This is a genomic window from Streptomyces sp. NPDC048659 (assembly GCF_040650575.1).
GTDB lineage: Bacteria > Actinomycetota > Actinomycetes > Streptomycetales > Streptomycetaceae > Streptomyces.
Genome location: NZ_JBEZHM010000083.1, coordinates 1 through 25,291, shown reverse-complemented (window position 1 = coordinate 25,291; position 25,291 = coordinate 1). Strand labels below are relative to the sequence as shown.

The 25,291-nt window shown below is 72.4% G+C and carries 25 protein-coding genes and 1 pseudogene; 12 read left to right on the top strand and 14 right to left on the bottom strand.

Annotation, left to right across the window (positions count from 1 at the left end; translation table 11 throughout):
• Nucleotides 1-105: 105 nt before the first annotated feature.
• The 3 genes from AB0C99_RS36310 to AB0C99_RS36300 all read right to left on the bottom strand — a co-directional run bounded on the left by AB0C99_RS36310 (nt 106) and on the right by AB0C99_RS36300 (nt 3,288).
• Nucleotides 106-927 carry a MerR family transcriptional regulator gene (locus tag AB0C99_RS36310; RefSeq protein ID WP_362484233.1) on the bottom strand — a complete coding sequence of 274 codons (822 nt, stop codon included), beginning with the start codon at nt 925-927 and terminating at the stop codon, nt 106-108.
• Between the two features lie 48 nt (nt 928-975).
• Nucleotides 976-1,632 (bottom strand): leucine efflux protein LeuE, encoded by a 657-nt coding sequence (gene leuE, locus AB0C99_RS36305; protein ID WP_362484231.1) that lies wholly within the window; start codon nt 1,630-1,632, stop codon nt 976-978.
• A gap of 75 nt (nt 1,633-1,707) precedes the next feature.
• A complete protein-coding gene (locus AB0C99_RS36300) occupies nt 1,708-3,288 on the bottom strand; it encodes a methylmalonyl-CoA mutase family protein (RefSeq protein ID WP_362484229.1) in 1,581 nt (526 codons plus the stop codon).
• A gap of 137 nt (nt 3,289-3,425) precedes the next feature.
• On the opposite strand from AB0C99_RS36300, the gene AB0C99_RS36295 reads away from it, so the two are divergent.
• Nucleotides 3,426-4,292: a L,D-transpeptidase family protein gene (locus AB0C99_RS36295; protein ID WP_362484228.1), complete on the top strand. Its 867-nt coding sequence runs from the start codon at nt 3,426-3,428 to the stop codon at nt 4,290-4,292.
• A 187-nt stretch (nt 4,293-4,479) separates the two neighbouring features.
• On the opposite strand, the gene AB0C99_RS36290 is transcribed toward AB0C99_RS36295, so the two are convergent.
• A complete protein-coding gene (locus AB0C99_RS36290; protein ID WP_362484226.1) occupies nt 4,480-5,586 on the bottom strand; it encodes a hypothetical protein in 1,107 nt (368 codons plus the stop codon).
• Nucleotides 5,586-6,284 (bottom strand): RNA polymerase sigma factor, encoded by a 699-nt coding sequence (locus tag AB0C99_RS36285; protein ID WP_362484238.1) that lies wholly within the window; start codon nt 6,282-6,284, stop codon nt 5,586-5,588. The genes AB0C99_RS36290 and AB0C99_RS36285 overlap by 1 nt, the downstream gene beginning before the upstream one ends.
• Before the next feature lie 389 nt (nt 6,285-6,673).
• Here AB0C99_RS36285 and AB0C99_RS36280 point away from each other — a divergent pair, with 389 nt between their 5' ends.
• Nucleotides 6,674-7,426 (top strand): Clp protease N-terminal domain-containing protein, encoded by a 753-nt coding sequence (locus AB0C99_RS36280; protein ID WP_362484224.1) that lies wholly within the window; start codon nt 6,674-6,676, stop codon nt 7,424-7,426.
• Nucleotides 7,427-7,442: 16 nt separating this feature from the next.
• Here AB0C99_RS36280 and AB0C99_RS36275 read toward each other — a convergent pair whose 3' ends face one another.
• The 3 genes from AB0C99_RS36275 to AB0C99_RS36265 all read right to left on the bottom strand — a co-directional run bounded on the left by AB0C99_RS36275 (nt 7,443) and on the right by AB0C99_RS36265 (nt 10,496).
• Entirely contained in the window at nt 7,443-7,973 is a 531-nt protein-coding gene (locus tag AB0C99_RS36275) for a hypothetical protein (protein WP_362484222.1), read from the bottom strand.
• Between the two features lie 77 nt (nt 7,974-8,050).
• Nucleotides 8,051-8,698: a DUF4328 domain-containing protein gene (locus AB0C99_RS36270; RefSeq protein ID WP_362484220.1), complete on the bottom strand. Its 648-nt coding sequence runs from the start codon at nt 8,696-8,698 to the stop codon at nt 8,051-8,053.
• Between the two features lie 163 nt (nt 8,699-8,861).
• Nucleotides 8,862-10,496 (bottom strand): glycoside hydrolase family 20 protein, encoded by a 1,635-nt coding sequence (locus AB0C99_RS36265; protein ID WP_362484219.1) that lies wholly within the window; start codon nt 10,494-10,496, stop codon nt 8,862-8,864.
• Nucleotides 10,497-10,805: 309 nt separating this feature from the next.
• Here AB0C99_RS36265 and AB0C99_RS36260 point away from each other — a divergent pair, with 309 nt between their 5' ends.
• The 6 genes from AB0C99_RS36260 to AB0C99_RS36235 all read left to right on the top strand — a co-directional run bounded on the left by AB0C99_RS36260 (nt 10,806) and on the right by AB0C99_RS36235 (nt 15,501).
• On the top strand, nt 10,806-11,297 hold the full coding sequence (locus tag AB0C99_RS36260; protein ID WP_362484217.1) for a 2-oxo-4-hydroxy-4-carboxy-5-ureidoimidazoline decarboxylase: 492 nt from the start codon (nt 10,806-10,808) through the stop codon (nt 11,295-11,297).
• 224 nt (nt 11,298-11,521) lie between these two features.
• Nucleotides 11,522-11,902 carry a succinate dehydrogenase, cytochrome b556 subunit gene (sdhC, locus tag AB0C99_RS36255; protein ID WP_123954581.1) on the top strand — a complete coding sequence of 127 codons (381 nt, stop codon included), beginning with the start codon at nt 11,522-11,524 and terminating at the stop codon, nt 11,900-11,902.
• 8 nt (nt 11,903-11,910) lie between these two features.
• The gene (locus tag AB0C99_RS36250; protein ID WP_362484215.1) at nt 11,911-12,384 is read left to right on the top strand and encodes a succinate dehydrogenase hydrophobic membrane anchor subunit; all 474 of its coding nucleotides are present in this window, start codon (nt 11,911-11,913) and stop codon (nt 12,382-12,384) included.
• Between the two features lie 24 nt (nt 12,385-12,408).
• Nucleotides 12,409-14,163, top strand: coding sequence for a succinate dehydrogenase flavoprotein subunit (gene sdhA / locus AB0C99_RS36245; RefSeq protein WP_362484213.1), 1,755 nt, complete (start codon nt 12,409-12,411; stop codon nt 14,161-14,163).
• Nucleotides 14,163-14,921, top strand: coding sequence for a succinate dehydrogenase iron-sulfur subunit (locus AB0C99_RS36240; RefSeq protein WP_362484212.1), 759 nt, complete (start codon nt 14,163-14,165; stop codon nt 14,919-14,921). The genes sdhA and AB0C99_RS36240 overlap by 1 nt, the downstream gene beginning before the upstream one ends.
• Nucleotides 14,922-15,009: 88 nt before the next feature.
• Complete coding sequence (locus AB0C99_RS36235; protein WP_362484210.1) at nt 15,010-15,501, top strand: hypothetical protein; 492 nt, start codon at nt 15,010-15,012, stop codon at nt 15,499-15,501.
• Between the two features lies 1 nt (nt 15,502).
• On the opposite strand, the gene AB0C99_RS36230 is transcribed toward AB0C99_RS36235, so the two are convergent.
• Nucleotides 15,503-16,030 (bottom strand): MarR family transcriptional regulator, encoded by a 528-nt coding sequence (locus tag AB0C99_RS36230; protein WP_362484208.1) that lies wholly within the window; start codon nt 16,028-16,030, stop codon nt 15,503-15,505.
• A gap of 96 nt (nt 16,031-16,126) precedes the next feature.
• Here AB0C99_RS36230 and AB0C99_RS36225 point away from each other — a divergent pair, with 96 nt between their 5' ends.
• Together AB0C99_RS36225 and AB0C99_RS36220 are read left to right on the top strand one after the other, a co-directional pair.
• A complete protein-coding gene (locus AB0C99_RS36225; RefSeq protein ID WP_362484206.1) occupies nt 16,127-17,368 on the top strand; it encodes an MFS transporter in 1,242 nt (413 codons plus the stop codon).
• A 213-nt stretch (nt 17,369-17,581) separates the two neighbouring features.
• The gene (locus AB0C99_RS36220; RefSeq protein WP_362484236.1) at nt 17,582-18,262 is read left to right on the top strand and encodes a TetR family transcriptional regulator; all 681 of its coding nucleotides are present in this window, start codon (nt 17,582-17,584) and stop codon (nt 18,260-18,262) included.
• Nucleotides 18,263-18,309: 47 nt separating this feature from the next.
• On the opposite strand, the gene AB0C99_RS36215 is transcribed toward AB0C99_RS36220, so the two are convergent.
• The 4 genes from AB0C99_RS36215 to AB0C99_RS36200 all read right to left on the bottom strand — a co-directional run bounded on the left by AB0C99_RS36215 (nt 18,310) and on the right by AB0C99_RS36200 (nt 23,060).
• On the bottom strand, nt 18,310-19,110 hold the full coding sequence (locus tag AB0C99_RS36215) for a hypothetical protein (protein ID WP_362484204.1): 801 nt from the start codon (nt 19,108-19,110) through the stop codon (nt 18,310-18,312).
• Between the two features lie 81 nt (nt 19,111-19,191).
• Entirely contained in the window at nt 19,192-19,701 is a 510-nt protein-coding gene (locus tag AB0C99_RS36210; protein WP_362484202.1) for a SigE family RNA polymerase sigma factor, read from the bottom strand.
• Between the two features lie 241 nt (nt 19,702-19,942).
• On the bottom strand, nt 19,943-21,502 hold the full coding sequence (locus AB0C99_RS36205) for an ABC transporter substrate-binding protein (RefSeq protein ID WP_362484201.1): 1,560 nt from the start codon (nt 21,500-21,502) through the stop codon (nt 19,943-19,945).
• A 217-nt stretch (nt 21,503-21,719) separates the two neighbouring features.
• A complete protein-coding gene (locus AB0C99_RS36200) occupies nt 21,720-23,060 on the bottom strand; it encodes a metallophosphoesterase (protein ID WP_362484199.1) in 1,341 nt (446 codons plus the stop codon).
• A gap of 154 nt (nt 23,061-23,214) precedes the next feature.
• Between AB0C99_RS36200 and AB0C99_RS36195 the strand changes: the two genes are divergently transcribed.
• Together AB0C99_RS36195 and AB0C99_RS36190 are read left to right on the top strand one after the other, a co-directional pair.
• On the top strand, nt 23,215-23,451 hold the full coding sequence (locus tag AB0C99_RS36195; protein WP_362484197.1) for a hypothetical protein: 237 nt from the start codon (nt 23,215-23,217) through the stop codon (nt 23,449-23,451).
• A gap of 263 nt (nt 23,452-23,714) precedes the next feature.
• On the top strand, nt 23,715-25,004 hold the full coding sequence (locus tag AB0C99_RS36190) for a D-alanyl-D-alanine carboxypeptidase (protein WP_362484235.1): 1,290 nt from the start codon (nt 23,715-23,717) through the stop codon (nt 25,002-25,004).
• Here the strand turns inward: AB0C99_RS36190 and AB0C99_RS36185 are convergent.
• Nucleotides 24,916-25,182: pseudogene (locus tag AB0C99_RS36185) on the bottom strand (YhjD/YihY/BrkB family envelope integrity protein); the annotation flags it as partial. The gene AB0C99_RS36190 and the pseudogene AB0C99_RS36185 overlap by 89 nt on opposite strands.
• Between the last annotated feature and the right edge of the window lie 109 nt (nt 25,183-25,291).

Sequence of the window (25,291 nt, the reverse complement as noted above, 5' to 3'; positions counted from 1 at the left end):
ACGTCCAGTACGAGGGCGTGCGCCCGGCACGCCGAGAGCACGCACCTGACGCCGCGAGGCCGCCCTCCGGGCGACGACGCGAGTGTGACGACAGGCCCTCGGAGCTCAGCCCCGGGTCACCGGCTCCTGGAACTCGGTGACCCACTTCGCCTTGTCCTCCGGGACCTCCAGGTAGAGCTCCCGGGCGTAGCCGGTGGAGGTGTAGCCGTTGGCCTCGATCCAGCTCGCCAGGGTCTGCGCGGTCGGCAGCAGGGCCTCCATCGGACCCCGGTGCACGATGGTGGCCGCCTCCTCGATGCCGGGCAGTACCAGCACCTCCAGGCCCTCGACGGCGGTGCCCTCGGGCACCGTCATCCCGGCGTGCACGAGGACCGAGCCGTCGCCGCGCCCGGCGTCCTCGTAGTACGCGATGCCGGGCCCCCACCCGGTGATCCCGGCGCTCTCCAGCCGCCCGCACAGCTCCTCGTACAGCGGGCTGATGACCGGCGTGATGTGCTCCGGCCCGAAACTGGCCGCGATCCCGCTCAGCTCCGCGATCCGCACGGCCGGGATCTTCTTGACGACGACGTCCTGCGTGGACATGCGTCCCTCGCTCTCGATGGCTCGGAGCCTCGCGCCGACCTGGGCGAGCAGCGCCCTGGACCGCTCCAGCGCCTCCTCCAGCTCGGCCCGCCGCAGCCGCAGCATCCCGCGCAGCTCCTCGGCGCCCACCTGCTCGTCCAGGATCGACTGCACCTGGTCGAGCGTGAAGCCGAGGTCCTTGAGCGCGATGACGCGGTTGAGCCGGGCGAGCTGGGCCGCCTCGTAGAAGCGGTAGCCGCTGTGCGGGTCGACCCGGGCCGGGCGCAGCAGCCCGATGGCGTCGTAATGACGCAGCATCCGGACCGACACCCGCCCGTGCCGGGCGAAGTCTCCGATGGTGAACATGACGCCCCCTACGGAACGGCCTCACACGGTGTGAGGGTCAAGCGGCCGTCACGCGCCCGCGGTCGAGAGCTTCACCGCGAAGCCGAGGAAGAGGGCGCCGGCGGCCGTCGTGGCGCCGGCCGAGAGGCGCTTGCGGCGGCGGAAGGCGGCGGCCAGGCGGGTGCCGCCGAAGATCAGCGTGGTCAGGTAGAGGAAGCTGCCGAACTGCAGCAGGGCGCCCAGGACCAGGAAGGACAGCGCCGGGTAGGCGTAGGACGGGTCCACGAACTGCACGAAGAAGGAGATCAGGAAGAGGATCGCCTTGGGGTTGAGGAGGCTGATGACCAGCGCCCGCCGGTACGGGTGCTCCACCGGGCCCGTCTCCGGCTCGGCGGCGTCCGCCTCGGCGGCGGTCTCGTGCCGGGCCCGCCACATCGCGAGGGCGGAGCGCAGCATCCCGTACGCCATCCAGGCCAGATAGGCGGCGCCCGCGTACTTCACGATCATGAAGAGCAGGGGGGTGGTCTGGAGCAGGGAGGCCGCGCCGAGGGCGGCGAGGGTCATGAGGACCGCGTCGCCGGTGAAGACCCCGGCGGCGGCCCGGTAGCCGGTCCGGGTGCCCTTGCGGGCGGCCACGGACAGCACGTACAGCGAGTTCGGCCCCGGGAGAAGGATGATGAGGACGAGTCCCGCGAGGTAGGTCGGTAGATCGGTGACACCCAGCATGAGGCGGATCCTCGCACACGGGTACGAGGATCCGTCCAGGGGTTTCGTATCGCGGAAGATCAGAAGACCGGGAGGTCAGAACGCGTCGGTGGGGACATAGGTGCCCCAGACCGCGCGGAGCGTGTCGCAGACCTCGCCGACCGTCGCCCGTGCCTTGAGGGCCTGCTTCATCGGCGGGAGCACGTTGTCCGTGCCCTCGGCCGCCTTCCGCAGTCCGGCCAGGGCCGCGTCCACCGCCGGCCGGTCCCGCTCGGCGCGCAGCCGGGCGAGGCGGGCGGCCTGCCGCGCCTCGATCGCCGGGTCGACCCGCAGCGGCTCGTAGGGCTCCTCGACGTCGACGGTGAAGCGGTTGACGCCGACGACGACCCGGTCGCCGCTGTCGGTCTCCTGCGCGATCCGGTACGCCGAGCGCTCGATCTCGCCCTTCTGGAAGCCGCGCTCGATCGCCCCGACCGCCCCGCCCATGTCCTCGATCCGCGCCATCAGTTCCCGCGCGGCGCCCTCCACGTCGTCCGTCATCCGCTCGACCACGTAGGAGCCGGCGAAGGGGTCGACGGTGGCGGTGACGTCGGTCTCGTACGCGAGGACCTGCTGGGTGCGCAGGGCCAGGCGGGCCGACTTGTCCGTCGGCAGGGCGATGGCCTCGTCGAAGGAGTTGGTGTGCAGCGACTGGGTGCCGCCGAGGACCGCGGCCAGGCCCTGGACGGCGACCCGGACCAGGTTGACCTCGGGCTGCTGCGCGGTGAGCTGCACACCGGCGGTCTGCGTGTGGAAGCGCAGCATCAGCGACCTGGGGTTCCGCGCGCCGAACTCCTCCCGCATCACCCGGGCCCAGATCCGGCGGGCGGCGCGGAACTTGGCGACCTCCTCCAGGAGCGTCGTACGGGCGACGAAGAAGAAGGAGAGGCGGGGCGCGAAGTCGTCCACGTCCATGCCCGCGGCGACGGCGGTGCGGACGTACGCGATGCCGTCGGCGAGCGTGAAGGCGATCTCCTGCGCGGGCGTGGCCCCCGCCTCCGCCATGTGGTAGCCGGAGATCGAGATGGTGTTCCACCTCGGGATCTCGGCCCTGCAGTACCGGAAGACGTCGGCGATCAGCCGCAGCGAGGGCTTGGGCGGGAAGATGTACGTGCCGCGGGCGATGTACTCCTTGAGCACGTCGTTCTGGACGGTGCCGGTGAGCCGGTCGGCCGGGACGCCCTGCTCCTCGGCGACGAGCTGGTAGAGCAGGAGCAGCGGCGCGGCGGGCGCGTTGATGGTCATCGAGGTGGAGACCCGGTCGAGCGGGATGCCGTCGAACAGGACCCGCATGTCGTCGAGCGAGTCGATGGCGACCCCGACCTTGCCGACCTCGCCGTGGGCGAGCGGCGCGTCGGAGTCGTGGCCCATCTGGGTGGGCAGGTCGAAGGCGACCGAAAGCCCTGTGGTGCCGTTGGCGATGAGCTGCTTGTAGCGCGCGTTGGACTCGGCGGCGGTGCCGAAGCCCGCGTACTGGCGCATGGTCCACGGCCGCTCCGTGTACATCGTCGGGTACACCCCCCGGGTGAAGGGATACCCGCCGGGCTCCCCCAGCTTCTCGGCGGGATCCCAGCCCGCCAGGGTGTCCGGCCCGTAGACCGGCTCGATGGGCAGCCCCGACTCCGACTCGCGCGCCATGTGGTGTGCCTCCCGTTCGCTCACCGCCGTACAACCCTCGCTCCCAGGATGCCCGTCTCGATTCGGTCACGTGCGCAACCGCGCGCGGCCGGGAATCATCCCTTGCGATACACACGACTTTTCCCGGGGGACATCGAATGAAGCGCACGTCCGTCATACGCAGAGTGGTCCTGGGCGCGGCAGCCGTCGCCTTCCTCGCGGGGTGCGGCCCGCAGGCCGTCGGAGCCGGGGGTACGGGCGGGACGGGCGGGTCCGCCGGGTCCGGCGGGTCCGGCGGCGCGTCCGCGACCGCGACCGCGACGACCGCTCCCGTGACCGCCTCCGCGAGCCCGTCCTCGGACGACAAGCCCGCCCCCTCGGCCTCGTCCGCGCCCAAGGCGCTGATGGGCGACGGCGACGAGAACGAGCAGGTGCGCGAACTCCAGGCGCGGCTGCGGCAGGCGGGCTACTTCGACCGGGCGCCCACCGGCTTCTACGGGACGATGACCGCGGGCGCGGTGAAGTCCTTCCAGAAGAAGCGGGAGCTGCCGCAGACCGGCTCCGTCGACGAGACGACCTGGCAGCGGCTGCTCGGCCTGACGCACAAGCCGACCGCCGACGAGCTCAAGCCGGCCACCACCAACCAGCTCGACACCCCGGACCCGCGCTGCATGACCGGGCGGGTGCTGTGCATCAGCAAGGAGAGCCGGACGCTGGCCTGGATGATCGACGGCAAGGTCGTGTCGTCGATGGACGTGCGCTTCGGCTCGGAGAACACGCCGACCCGCGAGGGCCTGTTCAAGGTCGAGTGGAAGGCGCGCGAGTGGACCTCGACGATCTACCACACGCCCATGCCGTACGCGATGTTCTTCAGCCGCGGCCAGGCCGTCCACTACTCGGCGGACTTCGCCGCCCGCGGCTACGCCGGCGCCTCGCACGGCTGCGTCAACGTCCGCGACAAGGCGAAGCTCTCGGAGCTGTTCGACCAGGTGAAGCCGGGTGACAAGGTCGTCGTGCACTGGTAGGCGCGCCGTTCCGGCGAGAGCCGTGAGCCCTGAGGCGTGAGGGGTGAAGGGGCGCGGGTGGGACCGGGGGAACGTGTCCCACCCGCGCCGGGTGCGCTGAGCCGAAGGTACGGGGGGAACCCCGGCTCGCCGCGCTCGCCGATGACCAGTCGGCTCATTCAGTACTGCGCCGACGGGTCGAAAAGTGTCACACCGAGGAGTGCGCGCGGTCCCGGACCGGGTGCTGGGCGGGCCGGTCGGGCTGTTTGCCGGGCTTGCCGGTCGGCTTTCCGCCCGGCTTTCCGGTCGGCTTCGCCGTCGGCTTCCCTCCCGGCTTCCCCGGGCCGCCCTGGTGGTGGCCGTCGCCTCGGTCGCCCTTGTCGTCGTCCGAGTCGCCGCCGTGCGAGCCGCCGTTGCCGTTGCCCTTGCCCTTGCCGTTCTCCGAGGGGGCGCGGCCGGTGGAGGTCGCGCCGGGGGTGGGCAGGCCGGAGAGGACCCGGGCGCAGTAGCCCTTGACGGTCTCGCCGCTGCGCAGCGCGCCGAGCAGCTTGCGGCGGCCGCTCTCGGCCAGCCGGCCCTCTACGAATTCCTGGCAGGCCCTCAGCGTCCTGGTCCGCTCGCCGTTCTCGCCGCCGGTCGCGTCGACCGTGCCGGGGGACGGGGAGGCTCCGGTTCCGGCGGTGCCGGCGCCGTCGGTGCCGCCGTCGCCGGTGCCCGCCGTGGCGCTCGCCGTGCCGCCGGTGACGCCGGGGCCGTCCGTGCCGCCGCGCTCCAGGGGCACGGTCGGGATCGCTGAGCCCGTGCCGCCGGTCGTCGGGCCGGGGCCGGTGGCGCCCGCGTCGCCGGGGGTGCCGACGGCGGTGACCGAGCGGGCGGGCGCGGGTTCGCCGGTCAGCGGCAGCATCCCCGTACCGGCGGCGACGGCGACCCCGCCGACGGTGGCGGCGGCGAGCGCGGCGGCCAGCCCGTAGCGCAGGGAGCGGCCCCAGCGGGGGCGCGGCGGGGCCGGCGCGAGGCGTACGGGGCCGAGCTCGGGCGCGGGTCCCGGCGCGGCCGGTGCGGCGTACCCGGCCGCGGCGGCCTCGGCGGCGCGTTCGGCGGCGGCCTTCCGGAAGGCGGCCAGGGCGGCGGCCTCACCGGGGAGTTCGCCGTCGGGCCCGGGGGCGGCGACGGGGGTGCGGGCCGCGCCCAGGGCGCGCGCGAGGCGTTCGGCCCGCGCGCGGGACTCCGGGTCGAGGGTGGGGTCGACCGGCTCGCCGCGCAGCAACCGCTCCGCGGCCTCCTGGTCGAGCCACTGGTACCGCTCCTCGGCCATCACATGTCCTTCTGCGTCCGCGCGCGCGATTGCGTCACACCGCCGGGGGCCGCGGCCCCCGGGCGACGGCCGCGCTGCGGAGGTACGGCGTCCAGCGGGGCGGCGGGATCCGCGTCGGGGTCCTCGGCGTCCTCCGGGCCCGCCGGACCGGCGGCGCCGAGGAGTTCGGCGAGCTTCTTGAGGCCGCGGTGGGCGGCGGTGCGGACGGCGCCGGGGCGCTTGCCGAGGGTGTCGGCGGCGCCCTTGGCGTCCAGTCCGACGACGACGCGCAGGACGACGGCCTCGGCCTGGTCCTGCGGGAGCTGGGCGATGAGGTGCATGGTGCGGCCGGTGGCCAGGGCTTCCAGTGCCTCGCCCGCGGTGTCGGAGTCGGCGGGTTTGTCGGTCAGTTCGGTCTCGTCGCCGCCTATCGCGGGGCGACGGCCGCGCATCCTGATGTGGTCGAGGGCGCGGTTGCGGGCGATCCGGGCGGCCCAGCCGCGGAAGCGGTCGGCGTCCCCGGCGAAGCGGTCGAGGTCGCGGGATATCTGGAGCCAGCTCTCGGAGGCGACGTCCTCGGCGTCGGCCTCGCCGACGAGGGTGCGTATGTAGCCCAGCAGCCGGGGGTGCACCGCGCGGTAGACCGTACGGAAGGCGTCCTCGTCCCCGTCCTGCGCGGCGAGCACTGCGGCGGTCAGCTCCGCGTCGTCCCCCAGCACTCCCCACACCTGTCCGTCGTCGCGCCATCGCGGCTGGTCGGCGCCGCCACGCCGCACGGGGCGCAGCAGAACGCTACGTCCTGTTCGGGCGCCGCGTCCACGCGGGACCGCTTCTTTGTCCAACGTGCAACTTGTCCGCCCGAGCGGGCGATCCGGGTGTGACAGAAATCGCGGGCACGGCGCTGTTAGGAGTACGGGGCCGTGCTGCGGCTCCGCGGACGACGACCGGGGCCTCTCCTGTGGGGGGTGGCGGCCCCGGTCGTCTTCCCTTTTCCGGGGCCCGTTTTCGGGCCCTTTTTCATTGCCCGCCCGCTTTGCCCGCTTCCCTCTATCCGCCGACTGTCAACCCTCCGTTGACACCTCACGACTGTCAACCTAGGGTTGCACTCATGACGAATCCACTCGGCGTGAACAACCCCGTGCGTCTCGACGACCTGATCGCGGCGATCAAGAAGTCCCACCCCGACGCCCTCGACCAGCTCTCCGGAGCGGTCATCGCGGCGGACCACCTCGGCGAGGTCGCCGACCACCTCATCGGCCACTTCGTGGACCAGGCCCGGCGCGCGGGCGCCTCCTGGACCGACATCGGCAAGAGCATGGGCGTCACCCGGCAGGCCGCCCAGAAGCGCTTCGTCCCCAAGGACGACAAGGAGGGCGACGCGGCGAAGCTGGACCCGAACGCGGGCTTCGGCCGCTTCACGCCCCGCGCCCGGAACGTCGTCGTGGGCTCCCAGAACGAGGCCCACCAGGCCCACAACGACCGGATCACCCCCGCCCACCTGACGCTCGGCCTGCTGACCGAGCCCGAGGGCCTCGCCGCCGTCTGGATCACCCGGCGCGGCGTCACCCCGGAGGCGCTGCGCGCCGCGCTGACCCCGACGCTGCCCCCGGCGGCGGAGGAGCGGCCCGCGCTCGTCCCGTTCGACGCCGAGGCCAAGAAGGTCCTGGAGCTCACGTTCCGGGAGGCCCTGCGGCTCGGCCACGACTACGTCGGCACCGAGCACATCCTGCTGGCGCTGCTGGAGTTCGAGGACGGCAAGGGCCCGCTCGCCGGTCTCGGCCTCGACAAGGCCCTCGCCGAGCGGGAGATCACCGAGGCGATCTCCTCCCTGCGGATCGAGGAGCCGGACCAGGAGTCCTGAGCCGGCCCCACCGGTCTCAGGCGGTACGGGCCCGGCGCGAGACGACCGCCCGCAGCACCCGGCCGCCCTCGGCCGACAGCTCCCGGGCCCGGCGCAGCCCCGTCGGGCCGTGCGCGGCGGACTCCAGTACGGCCTGCTGGCGGCGGAGTTCGCCCGCGTACAGCGGACCGCCCTCGGCCGCGTCGTACCGCCCGTGCACGGCCAGCGCGGTGTCGGAGCAGCGCCCGGCCCACTCCCGCAGCGGGGCCCCGGCCCACTCGGCGGGGGCGGTGTCGAGCATCCCGCGCACCAGCCCGGCGGCCTCGTCGCCGCCGGTGCCGGTGGCGGCCAGCTCCGCGCGGGCGGTGCCGACGGCCTCGCCCCAGGCCCCGCCGTCGCCGCGCGCGACCGCGGCCCACACCGGCCGCAGCGCGTCGGCGCCCTCGGGCGCGAGCAGCGGCAGGCACCGGTCGAGGCAGGCGAGGCCGGCGGCGGCCAGGCCCCGCTCGTCGGCCCGCTCGATCAGTTCCAGCAGTTCCAGCAGACCCGTGCTCGTCGCGGACGTCATGGACGCCTCCTCGCCACCCGATGCGGACGCAGTACTTCCACTACTGCGCCGTGCGGTGTGAATCCGTCACTTTTCCGTCACTGCGCGGCCGGAATCATGCCAGTGGCCTTCCGGTGCTGCATAGAGGTCAGACGACGGACGAGCAGGATCGCGAGGACGGCGGCGACGATGCCGAGCGCGTCGCTGACCATGGTCCAGCCCGTGCCCTCCACGAGTTCGGGCACCGAGTCGGCCCTGTTGAAGACCGTGAAGCCGGCCCGGGACGAGATCACCGTGGCGAGGAAGGCCAGCCACCAGAAGTTGACCAGGACGAGCTCGCCGCCGCGGTCGGCGCCGTACGGCTCGGCGCGGGACGCCCGCCAGATGTCCACGATCAGGGCGCGCGGGAACCAGAAGAAGACGATCGGGACGACCCAGCCCGCGATCATCCAGCCCTTGGCGCGGCGCTGGAGGTCGGGCGCCCAGACCTCCGCGTTGCCCCGGATCCGGAACATCCAGACGATGAAGACCACGCCGGTGGCGACGAGCAGCAGGTTCTGCGCCGTCCAGACCGCGGCCGCGGCCAGCGTCCCCGCGTACCCGACCGGGTCGGGGTGGTCCGCGAGGGAGCCGGTGAGCTCGCCGCGCATGGCGCCGGTGGCGAAGAGGCTGAAGATGTTCGCGACGACCGTCAGGCCGAGCAGCGAGACGACGGCATAGGACAGGCCGTTGGGATTGCGGAGCATGGTGAAGACGGATCCCCCCAGGGACGTGCGGCGCCCCTCCCCGAGGCGCCGGCGCGGCCGGACGGCCGCGGCGGGTGGACCGTACGCGACCGGGAAGACCGGCGTCCATGGGAATAGCGCCTGGTCGCCCCGGTCGGCACCGGCTGGGGAGGCCCGGGCCGCCTCAGCGCACCTGCCCCGCCAGCGTCCGGAAGCGGTCCCAGGTCAGCGTCGGCTTCCTGGAGTCCCACAGCTTCTGCGCGGTGGCCGTCAGCGGCATCCGGATGCCGTCGGCGACCTGCGCCTGGGTCTGCGCGTTCGCCAGGTCGCACCAGACGGCGAAGCTGCCGCCGAGGATCTGCGGGTCGTAGCGGGCGGGCACGGGCGCGGTGCCGCGCAGGACGAGCGGGGTCCACTGCTCGTAGATGCGGCGGCCGGTCGGGTACGTGAAGTCGTTGGGCTGCCCGAGGACGTAGTAGAGGTACTCGTCGTTGTAGTTGAGCACCTTGCGGCCCGCGCTCAGGTACGCGAGGGGCGGCCGGGCGCCGATCTCCTTGCCGGTCCAGTAGGCGACCTGGAGGTCCTTGTCGGCGCTGGTCACGCCGCCCGCGAAGAAGCCGTCGTTCCAGGCGCGCAGGGCCTTGCCGGTCGGCCGGACCACGGCCGCGCGGGCGTTCAGCCAGCCGGTGGCGAGGTCCTGGACCCGGCCCGAGGCGCCGTAGGCCGCGGTCGCCGCCCGTGCGAGTTGGGGGTAGGTCGCCTCGGGGTTCTTCGCCATCAGGGCCACGTACTCGTCGGCGCCGAGGTGCCAGTACGCGCCCGGGAAGAGGCCGGTGTACTCGCGCAGCAGCTCGTCCACGAGCTTCGCGGAGGCGGGCTTCGAGATGTCCACCGCCCCGCGCGGGGCGCGGCCGGTGGCGCTGACGAGCTGGAGGTCGGGGTGGGCGGCGATGACCGCGCCCAGGTGTCCGGGCGAGTCGATCTCGGGGACGACGGCGATGTGCAGGCTCGCCGCGAGGTCCACGATCCGGCGCACCTCGGCCTTGCTCAGGTGCTGGGCGGAGACGATCTCGGGGTGGCTGTCGGAGGCGATGCGGAAGCCCTGGTCGTCGGAGAAGTGCAGGCCCAGCTCGTTCAGCTTGAGGTCGGCCATCTCGCGGACGCGGGCCTCGATCCAGGCCGCGTCGAAGTACTTGCGGGCGATGTCGACCATCAGCCCCCGGCGCGGCTTCGCCGGGGCGTCGTCGATCACGCCCTCGGGTATCGCCCCGGTGGCCCGGACGGACTGCTTGAGGGTGCGGGTGCCGTAGAAGACCCCGGCCTCGCCCGGCCCGGTGATCCGGACCCCGCCGCCCTGGACGGCGAGGGTGTACGACTCGGCGCCGCCCTGCCCGCCGAGCGCGAGGGAGACGTCGCCGGGGCGGGCGGCGGCGGTGCCCCGGTACGGGATCCGCAGCTCGCCCGCGAGCAGCCGGGCCTCGTCGGCGAGGGCGGCCTCGTCCTTCGCGGCGACGACGACGCCGGTGTCGGGGCCGGGCTTCCAGCCGGGGCCGCGGGCCGCCCGGTGGGAGGCGACGGCGGGGATGGTGAGGGGGGCGGTGGAGAGCGGATAGCTCCGCGTGGGGGTGGGGGTCGGGCTCGGCGGCGGGGGCGGCGGGGCCGCGGAGGCCGTCGTGGGGGCGGCGGCCGTGCCGCCCGTGCCGGAGGCGCTGGGCGGGCCGCCGCCGGAACCGCCCGAGCAGGCCGTCACGGTGGCCAGGGCCAGCGTGGCCGCCAGGAGTGCGGGGCCCCTGAGGGGCCCTCGTATGGAGTACCGCATCACTCGGAATCCTCCCTCACCACGTGATTCTCGGCATCTCGGACCTTCTGTCACCGCCTGAGCCGAAACCACTCGTCCAGGTGAAATTCGCGCATCCGTCGGACACTTCCCCCTTCCCGTCGATAGCGTGGCGTCACATCCACCCCACGGCTTTCCCTAAGCTTTCCCAAGCCCGTGGATTCCCCGTGACGCCTTCTCGTCACGCCTTCACGCCCTTCACCTTCACCCCCCTCACCCCCGTTCCCGGAGTCACCGCTGACCATTCCCAGCGACACTCACGCACCCTCCCGGACCCTGGGCTCCCCCGCCATGCCTGCCCAGGCGGCGCGCCACTGGCACCCCGCCGGGCTCCCCGGCTTCAACGCGGCCCCGCACGCCCTCGCGGAGGGTCTGCTGCTGCGCTGCTGCGGCAGCCGCCGCTGGGCCGAACGGGTGGCCGCGCACCGCCCGTACCCGACGCTCGACGCGCTGCTCGCCGCCGCCGACGAGGCCGGCTACGACCTGGCGGTGGCCGATCTGGACGAGGCGCTCGGCCACGAGACCCCGGCGCTGCCGCCCCCGGACGCCCCGCCCGCCGCGCGGACGGCGCTGCGGGCCGCGCACGCCGCGTACGAGAGCGGCTTCGGGCACGCGTTCGTGATCAGCCTGGACGGGGTCCCCGCCGGCGAGCGGCTCGACCGCGTCCTCGCCGGGATCCGGTCACGTCTCGGCAACGAAAGGGAGGAGGAGCGGGCCGTCGCCGCCGAGGAACTGCGCCGGCTCGCCCGCACCCGGCTCACCCGTTCGGTCGCCGGAGGGTGAGTTCGTCCGCGAACGCCCCGCGTCTCCCCCGTAAGCATCCGAAATGCGGCGATTCGGGCTCCGCTGATAGTCCGTCCGTGCCTGTTTGATCACACCTACGGACCCCGCGCGAGCGAACCGACAAGTCGTCGCTACGATGACCGGGGCCGGTGGACCGTACCCGGCCGGGCCAGACCGACAGAGAAGCCGGCCGGCCCCGATCCCCGCTCCCGGAGGGTTTTTCCGTGCCGGCTGGAACGCTGTACCGCGGCCGGGAAGGAATGTGGTCCTGGGTGGCTCATCGAGTCACCGGCGTCCTCATCTTCTTCTTCCTGTTCGTACACGTCCTTGACACCGCTCTCGTCCGCGTCTCCCCCGAGGCGTACGACGATGTCGTGGCGACGTACAAGACGCCGATCGTCGCACTCCTCGAGTACGGCCTCGTCGCCGCCATCCTCTTCCACGCGCTGAACGGTCTCCGTGTCATCGCCGTGGACTTCTGGTCCAAGGGCCCGCGCTACCAGAAGCAGATGCTCTGGACCGTCGTGGGCATCTGGGTCGTGCTGATGGCGGGCTCCCTGTACCCCGTCCTCGGCCACGCCGCACGTGAACTGTTCGGGAGCTGACTTCAGACATGTCTGCTGACACCACTTCCGCCATCGGTCCCGTCGAGGGCGCTGCCTACGACGTGGACAACCCGGCCCCGTACATCGAGGCCCCCCGCAAGCGCACGGGCAAGACCCCGAAGGCGACGCGCGGCAACTTCGAGATGGCCGCGTGGCTCTTCATGCGCCTCTCGGGCGTGGTCCTCGTCGTCCTGGTCCTCGGCCACCTGCTGATCCAGCTCTTCCTGGACGGCGGCGTCTCCAAGATCGGCTTCGCCTTCGTGGCCGGCCGCTGGGCGTCCCCGTTCTGGCAGGTCTGGGACCTGCTGATGCTGTGGCTGGCGATGCTGCACGGCGCCAACGGCCTCCGCACGGTCATCAACGACTACGCGGAGCGCGCCAACACGCGCCTGTGGCTCAAGGGCCTGCTGTACACCGCCACGGTGTTCACCATCCTTCTGGGCACGCTGGTGATCTTCACCTTCGACCCGAACATCCGCTAGGCACGGGGCTGAGGTAACCACGTCATGAAGATCCACAAGTACGACACCGTCATCGTCGGCGCCGGCGGCGCCGGCATGCGCGCCGCCATCGAGGCGACGAAGCGCAGCCGCACCGCCGTGCTGACGAAGCTCTACCCCACCCGCTCCCACACGGGCGCCGCGCAGGGCGGCATGGCCGCCGCGCTGGCCAACGTGGAGGAGGACAACTGGGAGTGGCACACCTTCGACACGGTCAAGGGCGGTGACTACCTGGTCGACCAGGACGCCGCCGAGATCCTGGCGAAGGAGGCCATCGACGCCGTCCTCGACCTGGAGAAGATGGGCCTGCCGTTCAACCGCACCCCGAACGGCACCATCGACCAGCGCCGCTTCGGCGGCCACTCGCGCAACCACGGCGAGGCCCCGGTCCGCCGGTCCTGCTACGCCGCGGACCGCACCGGCCACATGATCCTCCAGACGCTGTACCAGAACTGCGTCAAGGAGGGCGTGGAGTTCTTCAACGAGTTCTACGTCCTGGACCAGCTCATCGTCGAGGTCGACGGGGTCAAGCACTCCGCCGGTGTGGTCGCCTACGAGCTGGCCACCGGCGAGATCCACGTCTTCCAGGCGAAGGCCGTGATCTACGCGTCCGGCGGCACCGGCAAGTTCTTCAAGGTGACGTCCAACGCCCACACCCTGACCGGTGACGGCCAGGCCGCGTGCTACCGCCGCGGGCTGCCGCTGGAGGACATGGAGTTCTTCCAGTTCCACCCGACGGGCATCTGGCGCATGGGCATTCTGCTCACGGAGGGCGCCCGCGGTGAGGGCGGCATCCTGCGCAACAAGGACGGCGAGCGCTTCATGGAGAAGTACGCGCCGGTCATGAAGGACCTCGCGTCCCGTGACGTCGTCTCCCGCTCCATCTACACGGAGATCCGCGAGGGCCGCGGCTGCGGTCCCGAGGGCGACCACGTCTACCTGGACCTGACGCACCTCCCGCCGGAGCAGCTGGACGCCAAGCTGCCCGACATCACGGAGTTCGCGCGCACCTACCTCGGCATCGAGCCCTACACGGACCCGATCCCGATCCAGCCCACCGCGCACTACGCCATGGGCGGCATCCCGACCAACGTCGAGGGTGAGGTCCTGTCGGACAACACCACCGTCGTCCCGGGCCTGTACGCGGCCGGCGAGGTCGCCTGCGTCTCCGTGCACGGCGCCAACCGCCTCGGCACCAACTCGCTGCTCGACATCAACGTCTTCGGCAAGCGGTCCGGCATCGCCGCCGCCGAGTACTCCGCCAAGGCCGACTACGTCGAGCTGCCGGAGGACCCCGAGGCGTTCGTCGTCGCGCAGATCGAGAACCTGCGCAACTCCACGGGCAACGAGCGGGTCGCCGACCTGCGCCGTGAGCTCCAGGAGACGATGGACGCGAACGTGATGGTGTTCCGCACGGAGCAGACCATCAAGACGGCCGTCGAGAAGATCGCCGAGCTGCGCGAGCGCTACAAGAACGTGTCCATCCAGGACAAGGGCAAGCGCTTCAACACGGACCTGCTGGAGGCCATCGAGCTGGGCAACCTGCTCGAACTGGCCGAGGTCATGGCCGTCTCGGCGCTGGCGCGCAAGGAGTCCCGCGGCGGTCACTACCGCGAGGACTACCCGAACCGCGACGACGTCAACTTCATGCGCCACACCATGGCGTACCGCGAGGTCGGCGAGGACGGCGCCGAGGCCGTCCGCCTCGACTACAAGCCGGTCGTGACGACCCGCTACCAGCCGATGGAGCGTAAGTACTGATGGCTACCCCCGTACTGGACAAGGTCGAGGCGGAGTCCGCCGCCTCCCCGTACATCACGGTCACGATGCGGATCCGCCGCTTCAACCCCGAGGTGTCGGACGCCGCGGTCTGGGAGGACTTCCAGATCGAGATCGACCCGAAGGAGCGCGTGCTCGACGCCCTTCACAAGATCAAGTGGGATCTGGACGGCACGCTGACCTTCCGCCGCTCGTGCGCGCACGGCATCTGCGGTTCGGACGCGATGCGGATCAACGGCAAGAACAGGCTCGCCTGCAAGACGCTGATCAAGGACATCAACCCCGAGAAGCCGATCACGGTCGAGGCCATCAAGGGCCTCACCGTGATGAAGGACCTCGTGGTCGACATGGAGCCCTTCTTCCAGGCGTACCGGGACGTCATGCCGTTCCTGGTCACCAAGGGCAACGAGCCGACCCGCGAGCGCCTGCAGTCCGCCGAGGACCGCGAGCGCTTCGACGACACCACCAAGTGCATCCTGTGCGCCGCGTGCACGTCGTCCTGCCCGGTCTTCTGGAACGACGGCCAGTACTTCGGTCCGGCCGCGATCGTCAACGCGCACCGCTTCATCTTCGACTCGCGTGACGAGGCGGGCGAGCAGCGCCTGGAGATCCTGAACGACAAGGACGGCGTGTGGCGCTGCCGCACGACGTTCAACTGCACGGACGCCTGCCCGCGTGGCATCGAGGTCACGAAGGCGATCCAGGAAGTGAAGCGCGCGCTGATCACCCGCCGCTTCTGATCCCTGGGCACCGCTCGGCCGAAGGGCCCGCTTCTGTACGCTGCGACGTGCAGGAGCGGGCTTTTTCGCGTGTGGAGGACGGGGACTGATGAGCGAGCCGAACCCTTATAAGCCCGGGGAGTACGAGTGGGGGCCCGGGCAGCAGCCGCCGGCCGGGGCGCCCGGCTACGGGTACCCGCAGCAGCCGACGCTGCCCGCCGGGGTGCCGCTGCCGCCCCCTCCGCCGCCGCAGGTGCCGGGGCCGCAGCTCGTCCTGGGCGACATCAGCGTCGTCGGGGACCAGATCATGACGCCGGCCGGGCCGATGCCGCTCAAGGGCGCCTCGTGGAACGTGATGGACATGTCGCGGACCGAGGAGAAGATCTCCACGACGGGCATCGTGCTGGCGGTCGTGTTCTTCGTCTTCTGCTTCCTGGGACTGCTGTTCCTGCTGATGAAGGAGAAGCGGACGACCGGCTTCATCCAGGTCACCGTCACCAGCGGCGGGCGGTACCACTCGACGATGATCCCGGCGCACGGGCCGGAGACGCTGCACTGGGTGATGGGCCAGCTGAACTACGCGCGGTCGCTCAGCATGTGAGTCAGCCGTGCCAGGGCTCGACGCCCGTGTGCTCCTCGGCGACGAGCATGACGCGCCGGAGCAGGTCGTTGAGCTGGACGCGCTCCTCGGCGCTGAGGGCGCCGAGGATGCGGTACTCCTCGTGGCCGAGCACGTCCATGGCGCCGAGCCAGGTCGCCCGGCCCCGATCGGTGAGCTCGACGACCACCCGGCGCCGGTCCTTCGTGGACGGGGTGCGCCGCACCAGGCCCCGCTTCTCCAGGGCGTCCAGCCGGCCGGTGACGGAGGCGGGCGCGAGGTCGAGGTCCTGGGCCAGCTCGGAGGGCGCCGCGCTGCCGCCGCGCCCGGCCAGCTTGTGCAGGGTGTCGAACTCGTGGCGTTCGAGGTCGAAGTCGGCCAGCGACTGCTCCCGCACCCGGCGCAGGTGGACGGAGAGCTTCTTCATCCGGGTGACCGCGCCCTCGACGACCGGGTCGAGCTCGGGCAGCACGGGCTGCCAGCGGGCCACGTGCTCGTCGGTCCAGTCGCGCCGTTCCTCGGTGGGTGCCATGGGGTGATCGTACGTCCGGGGCGGGGGTCCGGAGGGGGCGTGCACGGCAAAGTATTTCGTTGACGAATTATTCGGTACCGAAATACTCTCCTCGTCATGCCCTCACCCCGCACCGCCGCGCCCCCGTCCGCCCCCACGCCCCCCGCCGCCCCGCACCCGCTGCGCACCCGCTCCTTCCGGCTGCTCTTCACCGGCCGCGCGCTCTCCCTCCTCGGCGACGCCGCCATCCCCGCCGCCCTCGCCCTCGCCGTCCTGGAGGCCACCGGCTCCGCCTCCGCGCTCGCCCTCGTCCTGGCCTGCTCGATGGTGCCCAAGCTGCTCCTGCTGCCGCTCGGCGGCGTCGTCGCCGACCGCTTCGACAGCCGGCACATCGCCCTCACCGCCGACCTCGTCCGCTGCGCCGCCCAGCTCCTCGTCGGCGTCGAGCTGCTCAGCGGCTCGCCCACCCTCTGGCTGATCGCCGCCGTCGAGGTCGCGGGCGGCGCGGCCGGCGCCTTCGCGATGCCGACCGTCGCGCCGCTCGTCCGGGGCACCGTGGCCCCCGAGGCCCTCCAGCGGGCCAACGCGGCCATGGGCGTCGCCCAGAGCGCCAGCCGCGTCGCCGGGCCCGCCCTCGCCGGCTCCCTGATCCTGACCGTGGGCCCCGGCTGGGCCTTCGTCCTCGACGCGGCGACCTTCGCGCTCAGCGCCGCGCTGCTCGCCGCCGTCCGCGTCGAGCGCGTCACCGTCGCCCGCAGCAGCCTGCTCGCCGACCTCCGGGAGGGCTGGCACGAGGTCCGCACCCGCGACTGGTACTGGACCAGCCTCATCGGCCACAGCGCCTGGAACGGCGCCGCCGCCGTCCTGATGACCCTCGGCCCGGCCATCGCCCTCGACCGGCTCGGCGGCAAGGGCGCCTGGGTGCTGCTGCTCCAGGTCGGCGCCGTCGGCCTGCTCCTCGGCTCGCTCGCCGCCGACCGCTTCCGCCCCGCCCGCCCGGTCCTCGCCGCGAACCTCGGCCTCGCCACGTACGCCCTGCCCCTGGTCCTGCTCGCGGTGGCGGCGCCCGCGCCCCTCGTCATCGCCGCGTACGGGCTCGCCCAGGCCGGCCTCGGCTTCCTCACCCCGGTCTGGGAGACGGCCGTCCAACAGGCCGTGCCCGCCCACGCGCTGGCCCGCGTCACCTCGTACGACTGGCTGCTCTCGCTCGCCGCGATGCCGCTCGGCTACGCGCTCGCCCCGCTCGCCGCCGACGCCTGGGGGCCCGGCGTCCCGCTGCTGGCCGCCGCCGTCGTGGTGGCCGGCTGCTGCCTGGGCACCGGCCTGGTGCCGGGTGTGCGCCGCTTCCGGAGCGGCTGAGGAACGACCCGCCCCGGGAGGGCGGAGGGGCCGACCGGGGCCGCGCCGTGAGCGGGTGTCACGGGCCGCCACCCTCCGTCCGCCCCGGCCCGTCCGGCCGACTAGGCTCCCCCTGTGACGGACGCGAGAAACGAGCAGCAGGGCACGTCCGCGGGCGGGCCTCCGGCGGAGAAGCCCGCCAAGGCGCCCAAGAGCGAACAGACCCGCGCGCTCATCCTGGAGACCGCGCTCCGGCTGTTCAAGGAGCGCGGTTACGACAAGACGACCATGCGCGCCATCGCCCAGGAGGCCGGGGTCTCCGTCGGCAACGCGTACTACTACTTCTCCTCCAAGGAGCACCTGGTCCAGGGCTTCTACGACCGGATCGCCCGGGAGCACCAGGAGGCCGTCGAGCACATCCTGGCCAGCCGCGAGAGGGACCTGACGGCGCGGATCCGCGGGGTGCTGCTGGGCTGGCTGGACATCGCCGCCCCGTACCACGAGTTCGCCGCGCAGTTCTTCAAGAACGCCGCCGACCCGGACAGCCCGCTCAGCCCCTTCTCCCCCGAGTCGGAGGGCCCGCGCGCGGCGGCGATCGACGTGCACCGGCGGGTGATCTCCGGCTCCTCGGTGAAGGTGGATCCCGAACTGGCGGAGGCGCTGCCGCAGTTGCTGTGGCTCCAGCAGATGGGCCTGGTCCTCTTCTGGGTGTACGACCGCTCCGAGGGCGCCGCCAACAGCCGGCGTCTCGTCGAGAAGCTCTGCCCGGTCACCGCGCGGGCCATCCAGCTCTCCCGCTTCCGGATCCTGCGCCCGCTGGTGAAGGAGACCCACGAGCTGCTCTCCGAGATGATGCCGACGGCGGCGGGGATGGCCGCCTCGGGCAAGCCGCGCCGCTCCGCCAAGTCCGGCTAGCACCGGGCGCGTACGGCGGACCCGACGGGTACGGCGCGGGCGGCCGGTCAGCCGACGGCCCCCAGGATCGGGGCCCAGGTCGGGCCGGTGAGCGCGGCCACGGCCTGCTCCTCGGTGAGCGGCGGCGCGGGGCGGGTCTTCTCGGGCATGGTGCTGCCGGTGCCGCCGCCGGGGCTGTTCCACTGCGTCAACTGGAGCTGTGCTCCGGTCGACTTGAGGGTCAGGGTCATCGTCCAGCGGTGCGCGGTGCGGGGGCCCGCCGGGCGCTCGGCCACGGACTCCTCCGTCATCAGCAGGGCCCCGCCGGGCAGCGCGGCGGAGCTGGGCAGCTCCTTCAGGGCGCAGCTGTCCCCCTCGGGCACGGGCTTGGATTCGCAGTCGAGCCCGGCGCCGTCGCGGAGCGGCAGCTTGAGCCGCACCGCAGAGACGCCGACCGCCGCGGGGCCGTGCCCGTCGTCGTAGACGAATCCGGCGTTGGCGACGAGCCCGGCGGACGGGTTCGACGGGTCGTTGCTCTGCCTGGTCACCTCGCTGAACCGGCCGCCGGGGAAGGTCGCTTCCAGGGCCCGGACCATCTGGTCGCCGCTGATCGCGGAGCGGGGCATGGCGAGGGCGACCATCGCGAGGTCGGAGTCCGCGGCCCGGGCCCCGGCGAGCGCGCCGGGAAGGGTCAGCGCGGCGGCGGTGACGGCCGCGAAGGCGCCCGTCCCCGCGACGAAGACGGCGGTGCGGCGACGGCGACGGCTGCGTCCGCGGGCGACGGCGCCGTCCATGAGCGCGGTGAGGTCGGGGTCGAGGGAGTCGGTGGTGCGGTCCAGGGCACGGCTGAGTTCTGCTTCGAACGGCATGGTGGAGTCACCTTCGTCGAGTCGGAGGAGAGGGAGGAGGGGGGAGCGCTGGGCTGGGCTTGATCGACCCGCCCGGTGCCCTCAGTGCGGGACCAGGTCGGAGAGGGTGTCGCCGAGCAGTCCGCGCACACGGGCGAGGGCCCGGGTGCCCTGGGAGCGGACCGCGCTGTTGCTGAGCCGGAGCATCCGCGCGGTCTCCTCGACGCTGCGGTCCTCCCAGTAGCGCAGCAGGAGCACCGCCCGGTCGCGGGGCGGGAGCCGGCCGATCGCGTCGAGGAGGGTGAGGCGCAGCGCGGGGTCCGGGCCGGAGTCGGCGCGCTCGGGCAGCTCGCCCACCGGGCGCTCGGCGGTGCTTCGCCGGCGGCGCAGGCTGAGGAAGGAGCGGACCAGGACCGTCTGCGCGTAGGCCGCCGGGCTGTCCGCCCGCGCCACCCGTTTCCAGTGCACGTAGACCCGGCTCAGCGTCTCCTGCACCAGGTCCTCGGCGAGGTGCGTGTCGCCGGCCGCGAGGACGTACGCCGAGCGGTACAGCGCCCGTGTCCGCTCGGCGACGAACCGCAGGTAGGCGTCCTCCTGCTGTGCTGATGCCAATGGCTTCCCGCCCGTTCTTCCGGATCCGTGTGCACGGGCGTTCCCGTGCACACCCTGTTGACTACGCGGGGCGGCGGGATGTCGCGCACGAGCGCGATCTTTTTCCACGGACACGGCTCAGGGCCCGTCCGGTGGACGGGCCCTGAGCCGTATCGCCGGGGCCTGACGGGCCCCGCGTGCCGTGGATCCGACTGGATCCGGCTGGATCCGGCTGGTACCTGCTGGTACCTGCTGGATCCGACTAGATCCAGCTGAGCTCCCACAGGCGCCAGATGCCGGTGCCGTCCGAGAGGAACTGCGAGCCGGTCACGTCCTCGCTGGACAGCACGTAGTCCTTCTTCTGCCACAGCGGCACCAGCGGCACCTCCTTGGCGACCTCGGCCTGGATGTCCCGGAAGTCGTTGGTGGCCCGCGAGCGGTCGCTGAACTGCTGCGTGGCGGCGATCAGGGAGTCGATCCGCGCGTTGGAGAAGGCGTTGTGCAGGGTGTTGTCGGTGCCGACGAGCGGGGCGGTGAAGCTGTCCGAGTCGGGGAAGTCCGGGAGCCAGCCGACGGTGTACGCGTCGTAGGAGCCCTTGGCGTACGCCTTCTGGAAGGACTGCCAGTCGACGGCGACGACCTCGACCTCGAACAGCCCGGTGTCCTCCAGCTGCTTCTTCAGCTGGGCGGCCTCGGCGTCGTAGGTGGCGTCCTTGCTGTGGCCCAGGGTGAACTTCACCGGGGTGTCCACGTCCGCCGCCCGCAGCAGGCGCGCGGCCTTGGCCTTGTCGGGCTCCGGGGTGACGTCGTAGAAGGCCGTGCTGTGCCCGACGAAGCCCTGCGGGATGAGGGAGTAGAGCGGCTCGACCGTGCCCTTGTACGTCTCGGTGGTGATGGCCGGGCGGTCCACGACGGCCGCGACGGCCTGCCGTATCGCCTTCTTCGCCATGACGGAGTCGGGCCGGACGTTGAAGTTCAGGTTGCGGATCTCGGCGCTGGCCGCCTCGGTGATCCGGGTGCCGTCCTTCGACGCGTCCTTCAACGAGTTGATGAAGGCGGGCGGCATCTGGCGGTGCGTCACGGAGATCTCGCGGGCCTTCCAGGCGGCGGCGAGCTGCTCGGACTCCTTGAAGTACTTCACGACGACCGTGCGGCCGGTCTTGGTGATCGCGCCCTTGTAGTTCGGGTTCGGCTCCAGGCGCGCGCTCTCGCCCGGCTTGTACTCCTTGAGGACGTACGGCCCCGAGCCGTCCACCGTGGTGCCCGTGCGCAGCGACTTGGCCGGGTACGCGGAGCGGTCGACGATCGAGCCGGCGCCGGTCGCCAGCTTCAGCGGGAAGGTGGCGTCCCGGCCGCTGAGGTTGAAGGTGACCTTCTGGCCCTCGGCCACGACGCTCTTCAGCGTCGGGAAGAGCGGCTGCGGGCCGACGTCCGTCTTGATGCCGAGCATCCGCTCGAAGGAGAACTGCACGTCGGCGCCGGTGATCTTGCGCCCGTTGGCGAACTTCAGGTCGTCGCGGACCACGCACTGGTACGTCGTCAGCTTCGTGTTGACGAACTTGCAGCTCTCGGCCGCGTCCGGGACCGGCGTCGTGAAGCCCGGCTTGAAGGTCAGCAGCGACTGGAAGACGTTGCTGTACATCGCCCAGGAACCGGCGTCGTAGGCGCCGGCCGGGTCGAGTGAGGTCACCTTGTCGGTGGTGCCGACGGTGATCGGTGCGGTGCGCTCGCCGTCGGACGGCAGGAGTTGCCAGCCTCCGACTCCGGCGGCCACCAGAACTCCACAAGTGATCAGAATCCGCAGACGGACGGACGACCGCATGAGACGTGCTTCCTTTTTTTGTTCCCACCCCTGTCGCGGCGGCTCCTGGCCGGCCGCGATGCAGTCATCCCATCACACGCATTTCACAAGTGGAAGAGTAAACATTCACACGGCACGCATATGTCCGGGATGGGGGAAGTAAGGGACGGAGCGGTACGTATCCGTAACAGCGCGCTCGGTCACATGTGTCCCGTTCCGCCCCCCTGGGGCCGCCCGTTCACGCCTGCCGCGAGGCCAGCTCCACGACGGTGATGTCCGAGGGTGCCCCGACCCGCACCGGCGGCCCCCAGGCGCCCGCGCCCCGCGACACGTACAGCTGGGTGTCGCCGTAGCGCTCCAGGCCCGCGACCGTCGGATTGGCCAGCTCGGCGAGGTAGTTGCCGGGCCAGAGCTGGCCGCCGTGGGTGTGGCCGGAGAGCTGGAGGTCGACGCCGTGGGCGACGGCGTCGTCGATGACGATCGGCTGGTGCGCGAGCAGGACGGCGGTACGCGCCCGGTCCCGGTCCCCGAGCGCCTTGGCGAAGTCGGGCCCCTGCCCCTCGCTCTCGCCCGCGACGTCGTCGACCCCGGCGAGGTCGAAGCCGGCCCCGATCTCGACGCGGGCGTTGCGCAGCGGGTGCATCCCGAGCTCGCGGACGTGGTCCACCCAGGCGTCGGCGCCCGAGAAGTACTCGTGGTTGCCCGTCACGAAGAACGCCCCGTCCCTGGCGCGCAGCCGCGCGAGGGGCTCGGCGGCGGGCCCGAGGTCCTGGACGGTGCCGTCGACGAGGTCGCCTACGACGGCGATCAGGTCGGGCTGGGTGGCGTTGATCGTGTCGACGATCCGCTGGGTGTGCGCCCGCCCCAGGATCGGCCCGAGGTGGATGTCCGAGACGACGGCGATCCGGTACCGGTGCGCCGCGCGCGGCAGCTTGGCCAGCGGCACGGTGACCCGCTTCACCCGGGGCCCGCGCAGCACCCCGTACGTCCCGGCGCCCACCGTCCCGAGCGCGACGGCGGCGGCGGTGCCGGAGACGATCCGGTTGACGAAGAGGCGGCGGGAGGGGTCGGGGACGGACGCGGGGGCGGGTGCCTGGGCAGGGGCCTGGGCGGGTGCATCGGCGGGTGCCTGGGCAGGCGCCTCGGCGGGTGCCTGGACCGTCGCCGCCGCGGCCCCGGCCGCCACCGCGCTCCCGGCCCCCGCGTGGGCCTCGGGCTCCGCGTCGGCCACGATCTCGGCCCCGGCCCCGCCCTCGCCCCGCCGCGCCAGCACGCGCCGCAGCAACGGCCGCAGCGGCTCGGTGACGACCAGCGCCAGGGTCAGATACAGCAGCACGGCCAGCCAGAGGAAGCCCGGCCAGGCCACGATCTGCTGGAGCCGGAACGGCGCGCCCACGCGGCCCGAGACCAGGGCCCCGAGCGAGAGCAGCGGCAGCGCCACGGCCAGGGCGGTGCCGACCCGGCGGGCGGTGCCGCCCGCCGCCGTCAGGTCGCGCACGAGGCGCCGCCACACATACCAGTGGACCGCGCCGAGCAACGCGAGAACCACGACCAGCACCAGCAGGAAGACGACGACCACGTCCCACGTACCCCTTGTCCGCTACCCCTCCACCACGCACACGCGAACCCGCGCACACGCCACGCGACCCGAAGATACCGAGACCCACCCACAAGATCGCCGGAGGCCCGTTCGATACTGGCGGGGCACGCCACCCCACCCCGAAGGACACCCGATGAAGCTCAGCCGCCGCGCCTCCTGGTTCCTGCTCGCGTTCGGCGCCTGGTCCTGGGTGATCTGGGTGACCTTCGCGAAGAACCTCTGGAAGGACGGCAGCGGCCTCGCCTTCGACGACGCGGGCGACCCGACCGCGTACTTCTGGGTCCACCTCGCCCTCGCGATCACGTCGTTCGTCCTGGGCACGGTCGTCGGCACGATCGGCCTCCGGGGGGTCCGGGCGGGCCGGAAGTAGCGGCACGGTCGGCCGGGCGGGGGAACGCCTGGAACCTCGACCGCCCGGGACCCCTCTGAGGAGTGGGGCCGCGCCCGGGGCCGTCCGGGGTCCGGGGCGGCCGGAGTCGCTCCGTGCGAAAGGTGTTCCAGATGAAGCAGGTCCCCGCGTCACCGCCCGCCTCCCCGGGCCTGCGGACGGGTGGACGGGCTCGGGGGAATCGGGCCGCGATGTTCGGAAGCCGCTTCCGGGCATGTACGTTCTCGATCGTGTCCGCATCGAAGATGACCGCGAAGGCCGCCGCGGCGGTGACCGCCGCCAGCGCGCTGTTCCCCCTGCTCGCCGTGTCGCCCGCCCATGCGGACGAAAAGGACAAGCAGCAGCCCAAACCGCCCGCCGCCATGTCCAGCGTGGGCGGCACGCTGCTGTCCCGGCCCGGGACGCAGGTGCAGCTCGGGCCCGGGGCGCCCGTGCTGCCCAAGGAGCTCAGCGCGCGGTCGTGGATGGTCGCCGACGCCGAGAGCGGGCAGGTGCTCGCCGCGCACAACGCGCACTGGCCGCTGGCGCCCGCCTCCACCCTGAAGATGCTCTTCGCGGACACCCTGCTGCCCAAGTTCCCCAAGACCGAGAACCACACGGTCAAGGCCGAGGAGCTGGCCGGCATGGGCGCGGGCTCCAGCCTGGTCGGGATCAAGGAGAAGCTGACCTACAGCGTCCACGACCTGTGGCTCGGCGTCTTCCTGAAATCCGGCAACGACGCCGTCCACGTCCTGGCCGCCATGAACAACGGCGTCCCGCAGACCGTGCAGGACATGAACGACCACGCCGCCGAGCTCCAGGCGCTCGACACCCACGTCGTCTCCCCGGACGGCTACGACGCCCCGGGCCAGGTCTCCTCCGCGTACGACCTCACGCTCATCGCCCGCAGCGGGATGCAGAAGGCCGACTTCCGGGAGTACGCGGCCACCCCCCGCGCCGCCTTCCCCGGCGAGCAGAAGCCCGGCAAGAAGCGCGAGACCTTCGAGATCCAGAACACCAACCGGCTGCTGACCGGCGATATCGGCGTGCCCGCCTACCAGGGCATCGCCGGCGTCAAGAACGGCAACACCACGCACGCGGGCGCCACCTTCACCGGCGTCGCCGAGCGCAACGGGCGGGTGCTGCTGGTCACCGTCATGAACCCGTCCTCGAAAGAGCAGCATGCTGTCTACAAGGAGACCGCGCGCCTCCTCGACTGGGGCTTCGCCGCCTCCGGCAAGGTGACTCCGGTCGGCGAGCTGGTGCCGCCGAAGTCGGTCCGTACGGACACGGGCTCGGCCGGCGGCTCCTCGGCCGGCTCGACCGCCGACGGCGCCGCCCCCGCGCCCGGCAAGAACGCCCCGGGCACGGAGCAGGCCGCCGCGCACGAGCGCTCCGGCGGCGTGGGCATCGCGCTCGGCGTGGCGGGCGGGGTGCTCGTCCTCCTCGCGGGCGCCGTCTTCCTCGTCAACCGGCGCTGGCCGCTGGCGGCTTCGGCCCGTCGGAAGAAGGGCTCTGCGCTGCCGGGTCCGGTCGACGAGAGCGTGAACCCGTAGCCGTCCAGGCCGCGCAGAACAGCAGCAGCTTCGCGGTGAAGTTGATCCACAGCAGCAGGGCCACCGGCACGCCGAAGGCCCCGTACATCGACTTCGCCGCGACGCCCTTCATATAGCCGCCGAGCAGCAGTTTCAGCAGCTCGAAGCCGATCGCCCCGAGGAGCGCCGCGACCACCAGGTCGCGCATCGGGTCCGGAAGGGCCGGGGGAATCAAAGGACTCGGACCCGGGGGAGCCCGTACGCCCGACATGACAGGGTGTCAGGGTGTCGGGGCGGTGTGCGGTGCG